Source organism: Ruegeria sp. HKCCSP346 (genome assembly GCF_017872595.1).
In the GTDB taxonomy this organism is placed as follows: domain Bacteria; phylum Pseudomonadota; class Alphaproteobacteria; order Rhodobacterales; family Rhodobacteraceae; genus Ruegeria.
The window spans coordinates 1,456,553-1,474,043 of record NZ_JAEDOT010000001.1; the positions used below are offsets into that span (position 1 = coordinate 1,456,553).

At 58.9% G+C, this 17,491-nt stretch carries 15 protein-coding genes; 9 read left to right on the forward strand and 6 right to left on the reverse strand.

Going from position 1 to position 17,491, the window contains the following annotated elements:
- Window positions 1–16 precede the first annotated feature (16 nt).
- From I9185_RS07310 to I9185_RS07335, 6 genes are all read left to right on the forward strand, one after another.
- Window positions 17–535 (forward strand): TRAP transporter small permease subunit, encoded by a 519-nt coding sequence (locus tag I9185_RS07310; RefSeq protein WP_170343591.1) that lies wholly within the window; start codon window positions 17–19, stop codon window positions 533–535.
- On the forward strand, window positions 535–1,860 hold the full coding sequence (locus I9185_RS07315; RefSeq protein WP_171205339.1) for a TRAP transporter large permease subunit: 1,326 nt from the start codon (window positions 535–537) through the stop codon (window positions 1,858–1,860). Before I9185_RS07310 ends, I9185_RS07315 begins: the two co-directional genes overlap by 1 nt.
- 67 nt (window positions 1,861–1,927) lie before the next feature.
- The gene (locus tag I9185_RS07320; RefSeq protein ID WP_170343589.1) at window positions 1,928–2,959 is read left to right on the forward strand and encodes a TRAP transporter substrate-binding protein; all 1,032 of its coding nucleotides are present in this window, start codon (window positions 1,928–1,930) and stop codon (window positions 2,957–2,959) included.
- Window positions 2,960–3,049: 90 nt separating this feature from the next.
- Window positions 3,050–4,402 carry a glutamine synthetase family protein gene (locus I9185_RS07325; protein WP_171205338.1) on the forward strand — a complete coding sequence of 451 codons (1,353 nt, stop codon included), beginning with the start codon at window positions 3,050–3,052 and terminating at the stop codon, window positions 4,400–4,402.
- A gap of 94 nt (window positions 4,403–4,496) precedes the next feature.
- Complete coding sequence (locus I9185_RS07330) at window positions 4,497–5,879, forward strand: aldehyde dehydrogenase family protein (protein ID WP_210092675.1); 1,383 nt, start codon at window positions 4,497–4,499, stop codon at window positions 5,877–5,879.
- Between the two features lie 67 nt (window positions 5,880–5,946).
- A complete protein-coding gene (locus tag I9185_RS07335) occupies window positions 5,947–7,092 on the forward strand; it encodes an iron-containing alcohol dehydrogenase (RefSeq protein ID WP_171630765.1) in 1,146 nt (381 codons plus the stop codon).
- 60 nt (window positions 7,093–7,152) lie between these two features.
- Here I9185_RS07335 and I9185_RS07340 read toward each other — a convergent pair whose 3' ends face one another.
- Window positions 7,153–8,385: a biotin/lipoyl-binding protein gene (locus I9185_RS07340; protein WP_171630763.1), complete on the reverse strand. Its 1,233-nt coding sequence runs from the start codon at window positions 8,383–8,385 to the stop codon at window positions 7,153–7,155.
- On the reverse strand, window positions 8,382–8,810 hold the full coding sequence (locus I9185_RS07345; RefSeq protein ID WP_348539719.1) for a hypothetical protein: 429 nt from the start codon (window positions 8,808–8,810) through the stop codon (window positions 8,382–8,384). Before I9185_RS07345 ends, I9185_RS07340 begins: the two co-directional genes overlap by 4 nt.
- A gap of 162 nt (window positions 8,811–8,972) precedes the next feature.
- Here I9185_RS07345 and I9185_RS07350 point away from each other — a divergent pair, with 162 nt between their 5' ends.
- The 3 genes from I9185_RS07350 (at window position 8,973) to I9185_RS07360 (ending at window position 11,104) form a co-directional block, all read left to right on the forward strand.
- Window positions 8,973–10,046: an FAD-binding oxidoreductase gene (locus I9185_RS07350; protein ID WP_209832397.1), complete on the forward strand. Its 1,074-nt coding sequence runs from the start codon at window positions 8,973–8,975 to the stop codon at window positions 10,044–10,046.
- Window positions 10,043–10,696, forward strand: coding sequence for a DUF938 domain-containing protein (locus I9185_RS07355; RefSeq protein ID WP_210092676.1), 654 nt, complete (start codon window positions 10,043–10,045; stop codon window positions 10,694–10,696). Before I9185_RS07350 ends, I9185_RS07355 begins: the two co-directional genes overlap by 4 nt.
- Window positions 10,697–10,768: 72 nt before the next feature.
- Window positions 10,769–11,104, forward strand: coding sequence for a carboxymuconolactone decarboxylase family protein (locus tag I9185_RS07360; RefSeq protein ID WP_210092677.1), 336 nt, complete (start codon window positions 10,769–10,771; stop codon window positions 11,102–11,104).
- Window positions 11,105–11,146: 42 nt separating this feature from the next.
- Here the strand turns inward: I9185_RS07360 and I9185_RS07365 are convergent, their stop codons facing one another.
- The 4 genes from I9185_RS07365 to ggt all read right to left on the reverse strand — a co-directional run bounded on the left by I9185_RS07365 (window position 11,147) and on the right by ggt (window position 17,452).
- Window positions 11,147–13,654, reverse strand: a complete 2,508-nt coding sequence (locus I9185_RS07365) for an FAD-dependent oxidoreductase (RefSeq protein ID WP_171630755.1) — start codon at window positions 13,652–13,654, stop codon at window positions 11,147–11,149.
- A gap of 142 nt (window positions 13,655–13,796) precedes the next feature.
- Window positions 13,797–14,075 carry a hypothetical protein gene (locus tag I9185_RS07370; protein ID WP_171630753.1) on the reverse strand — a complete coding sequence of 93 codons (279 nt, stop codon included), beginning with the start codon at window positions 14,073–14,075 and terminating at the stop codon, window positions 13,797–13,799.
- Window positions 14,076–14,161: 86 nt separating this feature from the next.
- A complete protein-coding gene (locus tag I9185_RS07375) occupies window positions 14,162–15,571 on the reverse strand; it encodes an FAD-linked oxidase C-terminal domain-containing protein (protein ID WP_210092678.1) in 1,410 nt (469 codons plus the stop codon).
- A 93-nt stretch (window positions 15,572–15,664) separates the two neighbouring features.
- Window positions 15,665–17,452, reverse strand: a complete 1,788-nt coding sequence (gene ggt, locus I9185_RS07380) for a gamma-glutamyltransferase (RefSeq protein ID WP_171722838.1) — start codon at window positions 17,450–17,452, stop codon at window positions 15,665–15,667.
- Between the last annotated feature and the right edge of the window lie 39 nt (window positions 17,453–17,491).

The following is a 17,491-nucleotide window of genomic DNA, read 5'->3' on the forward strand; positions in this document are numbered from 1 at the left end:
AAACAGAGGTATCGAGATGAATTTCATGCGGGGATATGTGGCGGTCATTGACCGCACGAACCGCTGGATCGGGCGCGTTGTCATGTACGGAATATTCGTCATGATGGGCATCCTGCTCTGGTCCTCGATCTCGAAAACGTTCTTTCTGCCATCGCTATGGACCCTGGAAATGGCCCAGTTCGCAATGGTCGCCTACTACATTCTGGGCGGCCCTTATTCGATCCAGATGGGGTCCAACGTCCGCATGGACCTGCTGTACGGCGAATGGTCCGACCGCCGTCGAGCGTGGACGGATGCGATCACCGTCCTTTTCCTGATCATCTACCTGGGCGTGATGATCTACGGCGGATACGACTCGCTGAGCTATTCGCTGCAATATGGTGAACGCAGCCCGACCGCGTGGCGTCCCTATCTGTGGCCAATCAAGGTCATCATGGTCGTGGGTCTGTTCCTGATGCTGCTTCAGGCAATCTCGGAACTGTTCAAAGATATTCTGCGCCTCAGGGGCGATGACATCCCGCGCGAGGTGATCTGATGTCTTACGAATTGATCGCCATCCTGATGTTTTCGACCATGATGTTGATGCTGCTGACCGGTCAGCGCGTTTTTGGCGCGATTGGATTTGTCGCCGTGATGGCCGCCCTGTTTCTGTGGGGGGATCGCGGCGGCTATGACATTGGCTTTTCGGCCGCCATGAAGCTGATGAAATGGTACCCGCTGCTGACCCTGCCGATGTTCATCTTCATGGGCTATGTTCTGGCCGAATCCAAAATTGCAGACGATCTGTACAAGATGTTCCACGTCTGGATGGGGGGCCTGAACGGTGGGCTCGCGATTGGCACGATCGGTCTTATGGTGCTGATCTCGGCCATGAACGGGTTGAGTGTCGCAGGCATGGCCATCGGCGCGACCATTGCGCTGCCGGAACTTCTGAAACGCGGCTATGACAAGAAAATGGTGACCGGGGTGATACAAGCCGGATCGTCATTAGGTATTCTTGTGCCACCCTCCGTCGTGCTGGTTCTTTACGCGATGATCGCGCGCCAGCCTGTCGGGCAGCTCTGGCTTGCAGGGCTGCTTCCCGGGCTGATGATGGCCGCAATGTTCATCCTTTACATCGTGATCCGCTGCCGCATCAACCCGGCGTTAGGGCCCGCCTTGTCAGCCGAGGAGCGCGACGTGCCCATGGCAGAGAAACTGCGCCTGTTGCGCGCGGGCCTGCTGCCCCTGGGTATTTTTGCCGCAATGATGGTGCCCTTCGTCAACGGCTGGACCTCGCTTGTTGAAAGCTCGGCCATCGGTGCGTTGACGGCGTTCGCCGCGGCCATCCTCAAGGGCCGTATGACACGTGAGGTTTTCGAGACGTCTGTACGGTCAACGCTGGGCATCACCTGTATGTTCATGTGGATCATTCTGGCTGCGCTTGCCTTTGGCGCTGTTTTCGACGGTTTGGGCGCCGTTCGGGCAATCGAGAACCTGTTTACCGAACGGCTGGGCCTCAACCCGTGGGTGATCCTGATCTTGATGCAGCTCAGCTTTATTCTGATGGGCACGTTTCTGGACGATACGGCCATGCTGGTGATCGTCGCGCCTTTGTACGTGCCGCTCGTGGGTGCATTGGGGTTCGACCTGATCTGGTATGGGGTTCTGTACACGATCACCACCCAGATCGCCTATATGACGCCGCCCTTCGGCTACAACCTGTTCCTGATGCGCGCGATGGCGCCGCCAGAGATATCGCTGCGCGACATCTACGGTTCGATCCTGCCCTTCGTGATGGTGATGACGCTGGCGCTGGCGATCATCATGACATTCCCGCAGATCGCGCTGTGGCTGCCTGAATACATCTACAACAAATGATCCCGGATCAAACCGGGGCTTCGCGGGCAATCCCCGCACAATCGAAACTGACCAACGGAGAGAGAGAATGACGAACAGACGTACATTTCTGAAAGGTGCTGCGGCCGCTCCCGCCGCTGCTCTGGCGACGCCTGCACTGGCGCAATCGACCATCAGATGGCGGATGCAGACCTATGCCGGCCCGGCGCTGGCCGAACACGTGATCGACCCGGCCATCAAGATGTTCAACACGATCGCCGGAGACCGGATGCAGATCGAGCTGTTCTATGCCGACCAGCTGGTTCCGACGGGCGAGCTGTTCCGTGCCATGCAGCGCGGCACGATTGATGCCGTGCAGTCGGATGATGACTCGATGGCGTCGCCCACCGAGGTCACCGTGTTCGGCGGCTATTTCCCCTTTGCCTCGCGCTACTCGCTGGACGTGCCGGTTCTGTTCAACCAGTACGGGCTGAACGAGATCTGGGACGAGGAATACTCGAAAGTCGGCGTCAAGCACATCTCGGCCGGTGCCTGGGACCCGTGCCACTTTGCAACGAAGGACCCGATCAACAGCCTGGCAGACCTTCAGGGCAAACGTGTATTTACCTTCCCGACCGCGGGCCGCTTCCTGTCTCAGTTCGGCGTTGTGCCGGTCACCCTGCCCTGGGAAGACATCGAAGTCGCGGTTCAAACCGGAGAGCTGGACGGCATCGCGTGGTCCGGCATCACCGAAGACTACACAGTCGGCTGGGCGGATGTGACCAACTACTTCCTGACCAACAACATCTCGGGCGCCTGGGCCGGTTCGTTCTTTGCCAACATGGATCGCTGGAACGAGCTGCCCGAAGATTTGCAGACCCTGTTCCGCGTCTGCACCGATCAGTCACACTATTATCGTCAGTGGTGGTACTGGGGCGGCGAAGCCAGCCTGCGCGTCAACGGAGACAAGATGCAGCTGACGTCGATTCCGGACGAAGAATGGGCAACCGTCGAAGCCGCTGCCGTTGCCTTCTGGGACGAGATCGCAGCCGAATCCGAAACCAAGGCGAAGGTTGTTGAAATCTTCAAACAGTACAACGCCGACATGCTCAAGGCTGGACGGCCCTACCGCTACGGCTAAGAATTGGCCAAGCGACCCGCCCCTTGCATGGGGGCGGGTCTGACAGAACGAATGGCCGATGAAGGATTTCGGCAAAGACAAAGGTGGCACATGCTCACGTTCGAACATCTGAAAACGCAGGTATCCGAAGGTTCGGTTGATACGGTTTTGGTCTGCATGGTGGACATGCAGGGCCGGTTGATGGGCAAGCGTTTTCACGCGGGCCATTTCGTGGCTGGCGCATGGGAAGAGACCCATTGCTGCAACTACCTTCTGGCCACCGATCTGGAGATGGCGACACCCGATGGCTACGCCTCGACCAGTTGGGAACGGGGCTATGGCGATTATGTCATGAAACCGGACCTCAGCACCCTGCGCCCGGTGCCGTGGCTTGAAGGCACGGTGATGGTGATGTGTGACGTGCTGGATCATCACACGCACGAGGAAGTGCCGCACGCGCCGCGTTCAATCCTGAAAAAACAGGTCAGCCGTTTGAAAGCAATGGGTTATGACGCCATGACGGCGACCGAGCTTGAGTTTTTCCTGTTCGAGAAAAGCTTTGACCAGATCCGCAAGGAAGGATTTCGGGATCTGGAGCCGATCTCGGGCTATAACGAAGACTATCACATCCTTCAGACCACCAAGGAAGAGCATGTGATGCGTCCGATCCGCAACCATCTGTGGGATGCGGGCATTCCGGTTGAGAACTCCAAAGGTGAGGCCGAGACCGGACAGGAAGAGCTGAACATCAAATACGCGCCCGCGATGGAAACGGCCGAGTATCATTCGATCGCCAAGAACGCTGTGAAAGAGATCGCGTGGCAACATGGTCACGCAGCGACGTTCCTGCCGAAATGGCACCACGAGAAAGTCGGCAGTTCATCCCACGTGCACCAGTCACTGTGGGCGGATGGACAGCCTGCCTTCTATGACGCCGGGGACGATCTGGGCATGTCGGCGCTGATGAAAAGCTATATGGCTGGGCTGCTGAAATATGCCCCTGATTACACTTATTTCATGGCACCTTACATCAACAGTTACAAACGCTTCATGAAAGGCACCTTCGCGCCAACGCGGATCATCTGGTCTGTGGACAACCGCACCGCCGGGTTCCGCCTGTGCGGTGACGGCACCAAGGCCGTACGCGTCGAGTGCAGAATTCCGGGCTCAGATATGAACCCCTATCTGGCGATGGCTGGCATGCTGGCGGCAGGGATCGCGGGCATCGAGGAAGGGCTGGATCTGCAACCGCCGACCAAGGGCGACGTTTATCAGGGTGAGACTGCCATGATCCCGGGCAACCTTCGTGCGGCGCGGGATGCGCTGCACGGATCGGTCATGTTGCGCGCGGCCATGGGCGATGACGTCGTCGACCACTATACCCGTGCCGCAGAGGTCGAGATCGAGGAGTTCGAACGCGTGGTCACGGATTGGGAAATTGCCCGCGGGTTCGAGCGGGCGTGAGGTCGGGTCACGCTGGGGGCTCTGCCCCCAGACCCCCGGGATATTTTGGGCCAGATGAAGCAGGGATCCTGTTTCTTTCGGAAATGGAGTGAAAATGGGGCAGATGTTGAAATGTGTCTCGCCGATCGACGGATCGGTTTTTGCCGAACGTGAAGTGTTGTCGCGAGAGGCCGCGTTCGGGGCCGCGGCGCGTGCTCGGGCTGCTCAGGCGGAATGGGCAGCCCGTCCGTTTCAGGAGCGGATCGAACTTGTGATGGCGGGTGTGGCCGCCGTTGGCGCCATGAACGATGAGATCGTGCCGGAACTGGCCCATATGATGGGACGCCCGGTGCGTTATGGCGGCGAGTTCGGTGGATTCAACGAACGCGCCAGCCATATGGCGGAGATTGCCGAGACGTCCATGGCAGATATCGCCGTCGGCGAAGACGAAACGTTCAAACGCTACATCAAGCGCATTCCTCATGGGGTGGTCTTTGTGGTGGCGCCCTGGAACTATCCCTATATGACGGCGATCAACACGGTCGCACCGGCGCTGATCGCGGGCAATACGGTCGTCCTGAAACACGCGACACAGACGTTGCTGGTGGGCGAGCGTATGGCGAAGGCATTCCATTCGGCAGGTGTGCCCGAGGACGTGTTCCAGAATGTGTTCCTGAGCCATGACGTGACCAACGACCTGATCGCGGGCAATGCATTTGATTTCGTGAACTTCACCGGATCAGTCGGCGGCGGTCGGTCGATGGAACGTGCCGCGGCGGGCACATTTACCGGCGTCGGCACGGAACTGGGCGGCAAGGATCCCGGCTATGTCATGGACGACGCCGACCTAGATGCGGCGGTCGACACGCTGATTGACGGTGCGATGTTCAATTCGGGCCAGTGTTGCTGCGGAATCGAGCGGATTTACGTCCACGAAACCCTTTATGATGACTTCGTCGCCAAGGCCGTGGACATTGTGAAGGGTTACAAGCTGGGCAATCCGCTGGATGCCGAGACAACGATTGGCCCGATGGCCAATGTGCGGTTTGCCGATGAGGTGCGAGCCCAGATCGCCGAGGCGGTTGCAGCCGGTGCGGTCGCGCATATCGACACCTTCGCAGAAGACGATGGTGGCGCGTACCTGACACCGCAAATCCTGACCAATGTCACTCATGACATGCGCGTGATGCGGGACGAAAGCTTTGGGCCCGTGGTGGGCATCATGAAAGTGTCCTCGGATGAGGAGGCCATCGCCTTGATGAATGACAGTGAGTTTGGCCTGACTGCCAGCCTGTGGACCCGCGATGTGGATCGTGCAGCGCGGGTAGGTGACCGGATCGAAACCGGGACCGTGTTCATGAACCGCGCCGATTATCTGGACCCCGGCCTGTGCTGGACGGGCTGCAAGAATACCGGGCGCGGCGGCGGTTTGTCCGTCATCGGATATCACAACCTGACACGTCCCAAATCCTACCACCTCAAAAAGGTAACGGGCTAAGGACGACGGCCTGCTTCGGACCCACCCCCTCGCCGAAGCAGGCCTTATTTTGCAAAGGAAACCTGACATGACACTTGTTGGAAACTGGTCCTATCCGACCGCCATCAAATTCGGAGCCGGGCGCATCAGGGAATTGCCCGAAGCCTGCGCCGCCGCCGGAATGAAGAAACCATTGCTGGTCACGGACAAGGGGCTGGCCGATCTGCCCATCACCAGCGCGACACTGGACATCATGGAAGCCGCGGGACTGGGCTGCGGCCTGTTCAGCGATGTGGACCCCAACCCGAATGAGAAGAACCTTGAAGCCGGAGTTGCGGCCTATAACGCAGGTGGTCATGACGGGGTGATCGCCTTTGGCGGCGGCTCTGGTCTGGATCTGGGCAAGATGGTCGCCTTCATGGCCGGTCAGACGCGCCCCGTTTGGGATTTCGAGGATATCGGCGACTGGTGGACACGAGCCGATGCCGACGTGATCGCGCCAATCATTGCCGTTCCGACCACCGCAGGGACAGGATCGGAAGTGGGCCGCGCGAGCGTCATCACCAATTCCGAGACCCATGCCAAGAAGATCATCTTTCATCCCAAGGTTCTGCCGACCGTGGTGATTTGCGACCCGGAGCTGACCGTCGGGATGCCCAAGTTCATCACGGCAGGAACTGGCCTGGACGCCTTCGCGCATTGTGTCGAAGCCTTCTCGAGCCCGCATTATCACCCGATGAGCCAGGGCATCGCGCTGGAGGGTATGCGACTGGTGAAGGAGTATTTGCCCCGTGCCTATGCAGACGGCACCGATATCGAGGCCCGCGCCCAGATGATGAGCGCCGCTGCCATGGGCGCAACGGCTTTCCAGAAGGGCCTTGGCGCGATCCACGCGATGAGCCACCCAATAGGTGCGGTATTCAACACCCATCACGGCACCACGAACGCCGTCTGCATGCCCGCTGTGCTGGACTTCAACGCCCCGGCCATTGCAGACCGGTTCCAGCAAGCTGCGGCATATCTGGGCATCGACGGCGGCTTCGATGGTTTCCGCGCCTTCGTGCAGAATTTCAACGACAGCCTTGGCATCCCCCGCACATTGTCCGAATTGGGTGTGACCGAAGCTTCTATCCCAGAGCTTGTCGAAGGGGCGATCATCGATCCGTCATGCGGCGGCAACCCGATTGAGTTGACGAAAGACAACCTGACGCAGCTGTTCAAAGCAGCGCTTTAAGAAACCAAAAGGCCCGGCAAAACTTGCCGGGCCCTTCGCGTTCGGATTGCCAAGATCAGATCAATGCCCGGTCAAAACCAGAGTGTTCACCGGCATCAGGATCAAACGCAGGCGCAGACCCGCGGCATGTACCACGCCGATCGTGTCGACCACGTGCAGAAAGGCCGCCTCCCAAAAGCCCAGATCCTCGTGCTCCAGCCGCTCGTGGTTGTCTGTGTAGACATTGGCCAGACAATTGCTGCCCGGCGGAATGTCATCGGCCATACCTTTGTATAGCGGCTCCATATAGACCAGAATCGAGCCCGGATTGTTGTTGGTCTGCACGTCCCGCAGTTCGTCCGATGGGCGGATCTGGCCGGACGGGATGACATCCTGCACCTCGACCACCACGGTGGGGATCACGGTGAATGGCTTTGTCATGCAGCCCAATTCACCAATCATGCCCGGCTTGATAACCTGGGCAGAGAGCTGGTTGAAAGCGGCCTGAAAACGATCATGCCCTGTGTGCGATGGCACAAGAATGCCCGCGGGGCGCAACAATGGGCTTACGTAGTCACCGACCTGAAGGCCGAACTGTTCGACCCGCCCTGTGACGCCCGCGGTGATCACCGTCTTGTCCAACTCGGTCTGCGCAGCATCCAGTTGCGCAATGGCACTGGCCAGCTGCGCGGGGATCAGTTCTTCGATCTGCTGCTCAACCGCAGCACGTTTGGATTCCGCTGCAAGAACCTGGGCCTCTCGCTCGGCGACAAGGTTTTCCAGCCTCTCAATCTCGGCCAGTCTTACGGCGCTTGAACCCTCATCTCGCAAGGTTGTGTTGCGCTCAAGATCCTCCAGAGACTGCGCAAGCGCTGCCTTGGCACCTGCAATTCCAGCTTCCGCCTCGGCCAAATCGGTTTCCGCAACCTTAAGCGAGGCCTGCACCTGTGCAATCTGCGCATTTGCCGCCTGAACCTGAGCAGTCTGGCTGAAATCCTCGATCCGGAAAATCGGTTGTCCTGCGGTAACCAGTTCGTTGTTCTTGACGAAAACCTCGGAAACACGACCGCCCAATTGCGGCAGAATGGTCACCGTTCGGAAATAGGATGCCGCGGTTTTGCTGGCCGGATGAAAATAAAACAGTGTGGTAATGACGGTCAGCGCCAGAATGGCACAGGTGGTCAAACCCCAGCGCAGTTCGTACCACATGGTGAACAAGGTAATCTCGTGACCGATCCGCTTGCCCTGTACAAAACGGCGGAACAGATAGTCGGGCAGCACCGTTATCAGGGCGCAGAGCATGGTCTCGATCATGTGGCTTGCTCCTGCGCGTCGCTGGGTTCGGATTCTGACGATGCCGGCACCGTTGTTTCAGGCACTGGTTCCAGAACAGGTGACCGACCCAGAGAACGAATGGCATCGGCAATGTTTCGAAGCGGGGTGGCAAAATCCGGAAACTGAAACCCTGCGACCAATATTGCAGCAACCCAGAAAAGCCCATTATGGGTAAATAGCGCCAGCAGCGCCAGAATACCCACCAACTGAAATTGCGGGTGATTGTTTTCGTGGGCCATTTTTTCAGGAACCGAATGCAGCGTCAGGTATCCGACACCGATCAGCACCACGAGAACGACGAAAAAAACGACCATGGCGGAGAAAAGGTAATCGCTTCCGTCAGCTGCGACAACATATCCTGGAATATGCCCTGTGGCCATTGGATGAACGTCTGCTGCGGTCACCTTACCCTCCTGTTTATTTTGATACTTCTTTGACCGGGTTGAAGCACAATTTCAAGGCTGCTTATAGTCCGGAAAACCAAACGCGTGGCGAATGAGGAGCTTTGGCGTCAGCATGAAACTCAAGGAACCTGTAGCGTCTCTGTACAGGATGGATCGCAAGTCATGATTGATTTCCTGATAATCGGAGGCGGCATCGCCGGGCTGAGCGCCGGTGCGCGCCTGTCGCAGCACGGAACCGTGATGGTTCTGGAAGCGGAAGATGCCCTGGGCTATCACGCCTCGGGCCGGTCAGCGGCGTTGTTCGAAGAAAGCTATGGACCGCCTTCGGTCGTCGCATTGAACAAAGCGGGGGCTGCCTTTCTTCATACGCAGAATGGCGGTTACCTGACCCCGCGCGGATTGATGCTGGTCGGGGCAATTGACCAGCCCGACATGTTCGAAGCCGATTGCGCCGATCTGAACATGGTGAAAATACCGATGGATCAGGCGATATCGCGCGTTCCGATTCTGGATCCGGACAAGGTCGGGTTTGCAGCCATCAGCGAAGCGGCCTTTGACATCGATACGGATCGCCTGTTGCAGGATTTCGCCCGGACCATCCGGCAAAACGATGGAACGGTTTCGACGAAAAGCAGAGTCACCGGCATTCGAAAAGAAAAGCACTGGGTGGTTGAGGCCGGTGAGATCTTTGAAGCCCGCACTCTGATCAACGCAGCAGGGGCCTGGGTGGATGAGGTTGCACAGCTTGCGGGGCTGCCCGGTATCGGCCTCACACCTCGCCGTCGGTCGATGGCGCGTCTTCCCGCCCCCGGAGGGCATGACGTTTCCATCTGGCCGATGATGCTGGGCGCCGGCGAAACATGGTACGCCAAACCGGATGCGGGCAAGTTGCTGGTTTCACCATCCGAAGCCGATCCAGTTCCGCCACAGGATGCTTATGCCGATGATATGGTGCTGGCAGAAGGTCTGGCACGGTATGAGGAACTGATGACCGAGCCTGTCACAAGAGTTGAAACGAATTGGGCAGGATTGCGCAGTTTTGCCCCAGACGGGACCTTGGTGCTTGGGCGCGACCCGCTGGACCCTTCGTTTGTCTGGTGTGGCGGCCAGGGCGGGTATGGTTTTCAAACCTCACCGGCGGCCTCGCAACTGCTGTGCGATCTTGTTGTCGGAAACACACCCGAGCTAGAACCTGACATAATAGGCATGTTGACCCCTGACAGGCTGGAACGATGATCAAACGCAGCCTCCCCTCGTCTGCAAGCGTCGCCAATGCGTCTGAAGATGGCAAGCTGGTGGCCCCGGCAGCATCCCGGAACACGGACGCCCTGTGTGCTGTGTTGCAAGAATGGGGCCCGCCCCAGGGCCACGCATTGGAAATCGCAAGCGGGACTGGTCAGCATGTCAGGGCCTTCGCCGAAGTGCTGACCTGGCTGACCTGGCAGCCTTCGGAAGTTGACCCTGAGCGGCGCGTGAGCATCGATGCCTATACCCGCAACCTGCCCAATGTCGCGCGGGTCGCAGAACTGGATGCAGCGACATCAGGCTGGCACAGGCGGTTTTTCGGCCAGGATCTGATCGTTTTGATAAACTTGATTCACTTGATCAGTTGGCAGGAAACCAGAACCATCATTTCAGAAGTCGCACAATCCCTGTCACCAAAGGGGCGGTTTATCTTGTACGGCCCGTTCAAACGCTCGGGCCAACTCACCAGTGACGGGGATGTCCGCTTTCATAAGGCTTTGATTCAGCAAGACCCGGAAATCGGCTATAAAAACGACGTGGACATTCTGAATTTGTTCGAAAACGTCGGCCTGCTCGCGTTGGCACCGGTCGAAATGCCTGCCAACAATCTAGCGTTCATTGCCGAACGCCCTGACGTCTGATCGAGATCAAAGTCAAACAGCCGCAACCCAATTCATATTCCAGTTGCTAGATATGAAGAAGGGCACTCAGCAATGGCATGGCAAGAAAAACTCTCGGCAACACGAAAGAGTTTGCGAAACCTGAACGGATCCATTCCCGATACGTCACGCGCATTCGGAGCGCTTGGCAAAGCCGTCAAAGAGGGCGGGACGCTCGACTACAAGACCAAGGAATTCATTGCGTTGGGCATGTCAGTCACCCTGCGATGCGAACCCTGCATCACCCTGCACACCGAAGCTTTGATCAAGGCCGGTGCGACACGGGAAGAAGTGTCCGACGTGTTGGCCATGGCGATCCAGATGGGCGGCGGCCCAGCCATGATGTACGCGGCCAAGGCGCTGGAATGCTTCGACGAACTGTCTGGATGACAAAAAGAAAAGGCCCCGAAGGTTTCCGGGGCCTTTCTTCGATCAACCGTCCTTGCGGATGGTTTCGTTTTTCGGATCGTAGGGGCTGTCGCAGGTGACGACCGCATCCCACAGCTTGTCCTGAATTTTGACCTGCAGCTTGGTGCCTTCGACCGCCATTTCGGGCTTCACGTAACCCATGCCAATGGATTTCTCGAACGCCACCGAGTAGCCGCCCGAGGTCAATCGACCCACGCGCTCACCTTCCGGTGTGTACAGCGCCTCGCGGCCCCACGGATCGGCATCGTCCGGTCCGTCGATCAGCAGGGTGCAGCATTTGACGCGCACGCCGGTCTCTTCCAGCTTGGCCTTACCGTAGAAGTCCTTGGACAGGTCGACAAAACGCGGCAGGTCGGCTTCCAGCGGTGTCGCGTCGCGGCCCAGTTCGGTGCCGAATGCGCGATAGGATTTCTCCTGACGCAGCCAGTTCTGGGCTCGCGCACCGACCAGCTTCATGCCATGCTTCTCGCCGGCTTTTTCAAGCAGGTCGAACAGGTAGTTCTGCATCTCGATCGGGTGGTGCAGTTCCCAGCCCAGCTCACCGGTATAGGCCACGCGGATCGCGTTGACCGGGCACATGCCCAGTTCGATCTGGCGCGCCGAAAGCCAAGGGAAGCGCTTGTTGGACAGTGCGGTTTCCGGATCGGCATCTTTGATGACCTCTTTCAGAACGTCACGCGACTTGGGTCCGGCGATGGCGAAAACACCCCATTGCGTGGTCACGTCCTGGATCTCGATATATCCGAACTCCTCCATCTTGTCCTCGGCCGCCTTGCGCAGATAATCGGCGTCGTACTCGGTCCAGGCACCGGCAGAGACGAGGTAATAGTTGTTCTCGCCATTGCGGACGATGGTGTATTCGGTGCGGGTGGTGCCGTGCGATGTCAGCGCGTAGGTCAGGTTGATACGACCAACCTTGGGCAGCTTGTTGCAGGTGAACCAATCCAGGAACTGGGTCGCACCGGGGCCTTTGACGACGTGCTTGGTGAAGGCCGATGCGTCGATCAGGCCAACGCCTTCGCGGATCGCCTTGGCTTCTTCGACGGCATATTGCCACCAGCCGCCACGACGGAACGAGCGTGCTTCTTTGTCGAAGTTCTCGGGCGCATCGACAGGGCCGAAGTAGTTCGGACGTTCCCAGCCGTTGACCCAGCCGAACTGGGCACCGCGCGCTTTCTGACGGTCGTAGGCCGGAACGGTCCGCAGCGGACGGCAGGCTTCACGCTCTTCGTCCGGGTGGTGCAGGATATAGACGTGCTCATAGCACTCTTCGTTCTTGCGGGCCGCGAACTCGGTGGTCATCCAGTTGCTGGAATAGCGTTTGGGGTCCAGCGAGGCCATATCGATTTCGGCTTCGCCATCGACCATCATCTGCGCCAGATAATAGCCGGTGCCGCCTGCGGCAGTGATACCAAAGCTGAAACCTTCGGCCAGCCACATGTTGCGCAGGCCCGGCGCAGGACCGACCAGCGGGTTGCCGTCAGGCGTATAGCAGATCGGGCCGTTGAAATCGTCTTTCAGGCCGGATTCAGCACAGGACGGCACACGTTCGGCCATCGCCATGTACTGATCCGCAATCCGATCCAAATCCAGCGGGAACAGATCCGCGCGGAAGCTGTCCGGTACACCGTGTTCAAACCGCGCGGGGGCGCCATGTTCATAGATACCCAGAATCCAGCCGCCGCGTTCTTCACGGGCGTAGGATTCATTGTCGGCGTCGCGCACGACGGGGTGTTCCGGGTTGCCTGCTTCGCGCCATTTGACCAGTTCAGGGTCCTTGTCCATGACGATAAACGTGTGTTCGACCGGGATCGCCGGCATCTTGATGCCCAGCATCTTGGCGGTGCGCTGTGCGTGGTTGCCCGATGCAGTGACGACATGTTCGGCAGTGATCACAACCTTTTCGTCGCTTTCGACAAGGTTGCCGCCTTTTTCCACCATTTTGGTGCAGGTGACTTCCCAATGGGTGCCGTTCCAGTGGAAGGCATCCGCCTGCATCTTGCGCACGATCTCGACGCCACGCTGACGGGCCCCCTTGGCCATCGCCTGCGTCACATCAGCCGGGTTAATATACCCGTCTTCGGTATGGTAGATTGCGCCCTTCAGATCCGATGTCTCGATCAACGGCCAACGTTCCTTGATCTGCTCGGGGGTCAGCCACTCATAGGCAACATCGCAGGTTTCGGCGGTGGAGGCGTAGAGCATGTACTCATCCATGCGCTCCTGCGTCTGTGCCATGCGCAGGTTGCCGACGACGGCAAAGCCCGCGTTCAGCCCGGTTTCTTCTTCCAGCGTCTTGTAGAAGTCGACCGAGTACTTGTGGATGTGAGTTGTCGCATAGGACATGTTGAACAATGGCAGCAGACCAGCCGCGTGCCAGGTGGACCCGGACGTCAGCTCGTCCCGTTCGATCAACATCACATCATCCCAGCCCGCTTTGGCCAGATGGTAGGCAATCGAGGTCCCAACGGCGCCGCCGCCAACAACCAGTGCTTTGACTTGGGTTTTCATAACCGGGCGTCTCCCCTTGAAATCAGTTGACACCATATGGCGCACTTGAGGGGGATCGCGCGACATTCATCCGACCAGTGATATGAAAAAAACGACCCGATGATCGAATGCGGGTCGCAGATCTGACATGAAACCCGTGATCTCAACCGCTGGAGCGACAGCGCTTGCTTGTCCCGATCGTGGTGCAGACAAGTTTCCGAACTTCCTCTGACGGTGTCTTCGCCGCAGGTTCCTCGGGCTGTGAAGGTTGGGCATCAGCTTCAAGCCGACTTTCCGAAATCCCGACACGCGCGGATACCGAGGTAACATAACCTTTGAAGCCCAGCCCGTTTTCGGATGCCTTGGCCTGCTGATAATAGTCCAGCCCAACAACGGCGATCCCGCAGATCGCTGCAAACCCTGCCAGATATTTTGCGCTCATGTCGGCCACCTGTTCCTAACCGAGTCGGTGAGACCAGAACATGTGGACGATTTGAAGGCGCAATGCCGGCCAGAACGCGAAAACCGCTAGGATTGGCCCGCCAAAACCTTGCCGGGATTCATGATGTTCTCGGGGTCCAAAGCAGCCTTGATTGCGGCCATATACTGCGTGGCGGCGCCCAGTTCCTTGATGAGGTATGGCCGCTTGCCCTGACCGATTCCGTGTTCACCTGTACAGGTGCCCTCCATTGAAATTGCCAGGTCGTTCAACCACCCGACAAACTCTTCGGCCTTGGCGACTTCTTCGGCGTTCTGCATGTCGATCAAAAGAAGCGAGTGAAAGTTCCCATCCCCCACATGCCCCACCATTGGCGCGAGCAAGCCAAGATCAGCTGCCTTCTGCTGAGTGCTTGTCACACACTCCGCCAGGCGCGAGATCGGCACGCAGACATCCGTTGAAATACCACGCGCGCCCGGGCGCAGTTGCAGACATGCCCAATACATATCATGGCGCGCCTGCCAAAGCTTGTTCCGTTCTTCGGTGGTCGAGGTCGCAGCAAAATCTGTACCGCCGAATTCCCGGGCGATCTGACCAAAGGTTTCAGCCTGTTCCGCCGCACCGCTTTCAGAGCCATGGAATTCCAGCAGCAGCAATGGCGTTTCCGGCAGGCTCAGCCCGGAATAGGCGTTTGCCGCCTGAACCGACATTTCATCCAGCAACTCTATTCGGGCGACCGGAATGCCATACTGAATGGTCATCATCACCGCGCGGCACGCGGCATCGACCGAAGGAAAGGAACACCTGGCCGAGCTGATCGCTTCGGGGATGCCCTGCAAGCGCAGAGTCAGCTCGGTGATGATACCCAACGTGCCTTCCGCCCCAATCAGAAGGCGTGCCAGATCATACCCGGCCGATGACTTCTTGGCCCTGTGACCGGTACGGATGATCTTGCCGTCCGGCATCACCGCCTCGAGGCTGAGAACGTTGTCCCGCATCGTTCCGTATCGCACCGCATTGGTGCCCGACGCGCGGGTCGCGGCCATACCGCCCAGCGAGGCATTCGCCCCCGGGTCAATCGGAAAGAACAAACCCTGATCCCGCAAATGGGTGTTCAGCGCCTCGCGCGTGACGCCGGGCTGCACGACACAATCCAGATCTTCGGCGTGGACAGCCAGCACCTTGTCCATCTGCATCAGATCGACCGAGATCCCCCCTGCTGGCGCATTCACATGCCCTTCCAGCGACGTTCCCGTGCCAAAGGGAATCACCGGCACCCGGTGCGCGGCACAGGTTTTGACAATTTCCGACACGTCCTGCGTAGTATGCGGGAAAACCACAGCATCCGGGCTCTGGTTTTCGATCCAGGTCGTGGTGTGCCCGTGCTGTTCACGGATCGCGGTACCCGTTTGCAACCTGTCGCCAAAACGTTGTTTCAGAACGCCTATGACGGTTTCAATACCTGTTTCATTCCGAGGCAAAGCGGTCGCCTGCACCATCGTCATCCTCCCCTGTCCCAGCACGTTGCGGGCCGTTCAGTCCATGACTAGAGGGCCCACCAAGTGCCGGCAATCCCCACAAATACCGAGGCCCTATTCGCCCAGCGCAATACCTTCGCGACGGGGGTCGGCACCACCGCTCAGCCCGTCTCCGATTTCGATGGCGTGAAGGCCAGATGTCAGGTCACGCGGGTTTACCTCGAACCCAAACTGGGTCAGCCCGTCGGAAAAGCCTTCGGCAGCGGTCCCGGCCTCGACATCATATGTTCCGAAACGATTGACAAGATGCGGCAGCGACACGGCTTGTTGCACATCCATGCCCCAGTCGGCCCATGCGATGATCGATTTGGCCACATAGCCGATGATCCGACTGCCGCCCGGCGAGCCAATCGCCAGAACCGGCGCGTCATCCTGCATCACGATGGTCGGGCTCATGGACGAACGCGGGCGTTTTCCGGGTTCCAGCCGGTTGGCGATCGGCACACCATCGCTGTGGGTCTTGAACGAAAAATCCGTCAGTTCGTTGTTCAGAAGGAACCCGTTCGTCATCAGACGTGAGCCAAAGCCGTTTTCGATGGTCGTGGTCATCGACAGCACGTTGCCATAGCTGTCTACAATCGAGATATGCGAGGTCGAAGGCAGCTCCAGCGACACATCATCCGCCCAGTTCAGCGCGTGGTCGAACTCCGGCTGACCGGGCCCGACATCTGCCAGCGCGCCTTCGGTGTTCAGCAATTCCGCTCGTTGCGACAGGTAGGCCGGATCAACCAGCCCCTTGGTCGGCATGGGCACGAAATCGCTGTCAGCCATGTACCGGCCCCGGTCCGCAAAGGCGAGGCGCGAAGCGTCCCCGATCAACCGCCAGGCCTCGGCGCTTTCCGGCCCCATAGCCGCCAGATCATAGCCGTTCAGCATCCCCAGAATTTGCCCCACGGTCAGCGCACCCGACGACGGCGGGCCCATGCCGCAGACTTCATAGGCGCGGTATTCCGCGCAAACCGGCTCGCGCTCGATCACCTGATACAGCGCAAGATCCGCACCGGACAGAACACCAGGATTGCCCGGAGCGTTGCGAACCGTGCGCACGATATCCGCGGCAATCTCACCGCCATAGAATCCGGCCGCCCCATCGCGGGCCAGCACACGCAGTGTTTCAGCATAAGCCGGGTTCATCAGGCGCTGCCCCTGTTGCAGCGGTGCGCCCCCTGGCAGAAAATACGCGGCCGTTTCCGGAAAGCGCGACAAACGCTCGGCATCTTTTTCGACCAGGCTGGCCAGACGCGGGGACACCAGGAACCCTTCATCCGCCAACCGGATTCCATCGGCAAACAATCCGGGCCACGAGGAACGCCCCCAGCGGCGATGCGCCTCTTCCAGCAAAGCAGGTGTGCCCGGCGTCCCCACGGACAGCCCACCGACAACCGCATCGAAGAATTTCAGCGGCTCACCGTTTTCGTCCTGAAACACGGTCGGTGTAGCCGCCAGCGGCGCCGTTTCTCGCCCGTCCAGAGTTGTCATCTGACCGGTCGCTGCATCGTACCAGACCAGAAACGCACCGCCGCCCAAGCCCGAGGATTGCGGTTCGACCAGGCCCAGCACGACCTGCACCGCAACCATGGCGTCTGCGGCAGACCCACCTGCGCGCAATACTCTGGCACCGGCTTCCACCGCCAGCGGGTTGGCCGCGGCGACCATCCAGTTCTGGGACGTGACCGGAACGCCATCCAGTTTGGCCTCGAGCGCCGCGATGACCTCGTCGGTCATGGCCTGTACCTGCCCTTCCGTGGCCGTTTCGGGCGCAACGGCATCGGCCGCTTCCTGAGCGACCCCCGGAGTTGCAAAACAAAATGCAGAAAACAGTAGAACTGAAACACGTCTCATCTGATCAAATCCTCCGATACATCCCTGATTATCAAAACT